Genomic DNA, 1,958 nt, shown 5'->3' with positions numbered 1-1,958 from the left:
GCGGATCGTCCGGGCCGAGGACGCCGGCCAGCGCCCGGTGGGCCTCGCGGCGCGCGGCGTCGGAGGCGGCGGCGACCACGGCGGTGCGGGCCAGCGGGTGGCGGAACACCAGCTGTCCGGTGGCGTCCAGCCGGGCCAGGCCGTCCGCCTCGATCCGCTCCAGGGTCTCCCGCACGTCCCCGTCCGGGACGGCGCGCAGCCACACGCCGCTGCTGAGGTCCGGGCCGGTGGCCAGGGCGCCGAGCAGCAGCAGCCGGCCGACCTCGGGGGTCATCGCGTCCAGCCGGTCGGCGAAGAGCCGTTCCAGCCGGCGCCCCAGCGGCAGCCGCTCGGGCAGCGGGGCGACGCCGCGCTGCTGGGCGGCGGGGAGCTGCCGGGGCAGCTCCACCAGGGCCAGCGGGTTGCCGTCCGCCTCGGCGAGCACCCGGTCGCGGGCGCGTCCGGCCAGCTCGGGGTAGCGGGTGCCGAGCAGCGCGGCGGCGTCCGCCCGGGGCAGCGCCCGGACGTCGACGGCCTCGGCCGCCCAGCTCTGCGCGGCCTGGCCGTCCGGACGGGTGGCGCCGACGATCACCAGCGGCAGCTCGGCGCAGCGCCGGTGCAGGAAGCCGAAGACGGTGGCGCTGGAGGAGTCGATCCAGTGCAGGTCGTCCAGGATCAGCAGCACGGGGGCGGTGCGCACCGCGTCGTCCAGCAGCGCCAGGGCGGCGGCGCCGACGGCGAAGCCGCTGGGGGTGCCGGAGCGGGCGCCGAACGCGCTCTCCAGGGCCTCCCGCTGGTGGGCGGAGAGCGTGCCGGAGGGCTGGAGCAGCGACCAGAGGGCCTGGTGCAGGGCGCCGAACGCGAGGTCGGTCTCGGCCTCGGAGCCGACGGCGCGCAGCACGGTGAACCCGCGCTCGCGCGCGGCGCGCCCGGCCCAGGCCAGCAGGGTGCTCTTGCCGACGCCGGCCTCGCCGCGCAGCAGCACGGTGGCTCCGCCCGCGCGGTCCTCGGCCCGGTCCAGGGCGGCGGCCAGCAGGCCGGTCTCCCGCTGCCGTCCGATCAGGGCCGGGTCCTGCCTGTCCTGCACCACGGTTCTTTCCTCTTGCGTCGGCCGGCCCGCCTCCGGGCACCCAAGGTTATCCCCTGCCGGGACCGTTCCCCCCGCCCTGGTACCCCCCGGCCGGGACCCTTGTTCCGCCGACCGGGACCAACGGCCCGCAGACCCGCCGCCCGGTGCGCGGCAGGCTCTACCTCAGAGGAACCGCACCGCCGCTCCGCCGCACGGCCCGGCCCGGCATCCGTCGGTCCGCCCCGGTCCCGTCCGTGGACCCACCCCCAACGAGGAGCCCCGTCATGGCCGTTCACCACCTGACCGCCGCCCGCGCCGCCGCGTCCACCCCGGCCACCACCGCCGCCGCGCCCGTCACCGCCGCCGGCGCCGCCCTCGCCACCGCGCGGATCGCCCTCGGGGCGGTGTTCCTCTGGGCCTTCGCCGACAAGACCTTCGGCCTCGGCTACTCCACCGCCGACGGCAGGGCCTGGATCGACGGCGCGTCGCCGACCAAGGGCTTCCTCAGCCACGTGGCCGCCGGGCCGCTGCGCGAGACCTTCCACTCGATGGCCGGGCAGGCCTGGGCCGACTGGATGTTCATGCTCGGCCTGCTCGGCCTCGGGCTCGCCCTGGTGGGCGGTGTCGGCCTGCGGATCGCCGCCGGCGGCGGAACCGTCCTGCTCACCCTGATGTGGGCCGCCGAGTGGCCGCCCGCCCGCCACCTCGCCGACGGCGGCGCCAGCGGGTCGACCAACCCGCTGCTCGACTACCACGTCGTCTACGCCCTGCTGTTCATCGCCCTCGCCGCCACCGGCGCCGGCCGCACCTGGGGCCTCGCCCGCCGCTGGGCCGCGCTCCCGGTCGTCCGCGACCACGCCTGGCTCCGCTGAAACACCCCCCCCCGGCAACCGGGGCCGGTCGCGACCCC

The 1,958-nt window shown here is 78.2% G+C and carries 2 protein-coding genes; one reads left to right on the top strand and one right to left on the bottom strand.

Annotated elements, in window-relative coordinates; genetic code table 11:
- On the bottom strand, nucleotides 1-1,069 hold a 1,069-nt coding region (locus ABD308_RS24770), incomplete at its 3' end, for a BREX system ATP-binding domain-containing protein (protein ID WP_344338733.1).
- Nucleotides 1,070-1,332: 263 nt separating this feature from the next.
- Here ABD308_RS24770 and ABD308_RS24765 point away from each other — a divergent pair.
- On the top strand, nucleotides 1,333-1,920 hold the full coding sequence (locus tag ABD308_RS24765) for a hypothetical protein (RefSeq protein ID WP_344338732.1): 588 nt from the start codon (nucleotides 1,333-1,335) through the stop codon (nucleotides 1,918-1,920).
- The last annotated feature ends 38 nt before the right edge of the window (nucleotides 1,921-1,958 follow it).

Source organism: Kitasatospora putterlickiae (genome assembly GCF_039527695.1).
GTDB lineage: Bacteria > Actinomycetota > Actinomycetes > Streptomycetales > Streptomycetaceae > Kitasatospora > Kitasatospora putterlickiae.
Note: the sequence above shows the minus strand (reverse complement) of the source record. Positions and strands in the feature narration are given on the sequence as shown.